The 292-nt window shown below is 68.2% G+C and carries 1 protein-coding gene and 1 pseudogene; both read right to left on the bottom strand.

What is annotated here, in order from left to right; translation table 11 throughout:
- A pseudogene (locus ACO0K4_RS19740) lies at nt 1–86 on the bottom strand (50S ribosomal protein L6); the annotation flags it as partial.
- A 22-nt stretch (nt 87–108) separates the two neighbouring features.
- Nucleotides 109–292, bottom strand: a 184-nt coding sequence (gene rpsH / locus ACO0K4_RS19735) for a 30S ribosomal protein S8 (RefSeq protein ID WP_422958357.1), incomplete at its 5' end; no start/stop codon positions are given.

Below are 292 nucleotides of genomic sequence, written 5' to 3'. Positions count from 1 at the left end.
GCACCCTTGACGCTGATCTGGTCGGCGGTGATCGACACGTCCACGCCCTGTGGGACGGCGACCGGCATCTTTCCTACGCGAGACATCGCTGTCGACTCCTCTGTCCGGTCAGGCGACGTAGCACAGCACTTCGCCGCCGACGCCGGTGGCGCGCGCCTTGCGGTCGGTCATCACGCCGCGCGGCGTGGTGACGATGGCCACGCCCAGGCCGTTCATGACCTGCGGGATGTCGTGGCGTCCCTTGTACACGCGCAGACCCGGGCGGCTGACACGTTCGATGCGCTCGATCACG

The sequence above is a fragment of the Undibacterium sp. RuTC16W genome (assembly GCF_049339445.1).
Classification (GTDB): Bacteria; Pseudomonadota; Gammaproteobacteria; order Burkholderiales; family Burkholderiaceae_D; genus Undibacterium.
The sequence above is the reverse complement of the archived record's forward strand: the minus strand, read 5'-3'. Positions and strand labels throughout refer to the sequence as shown.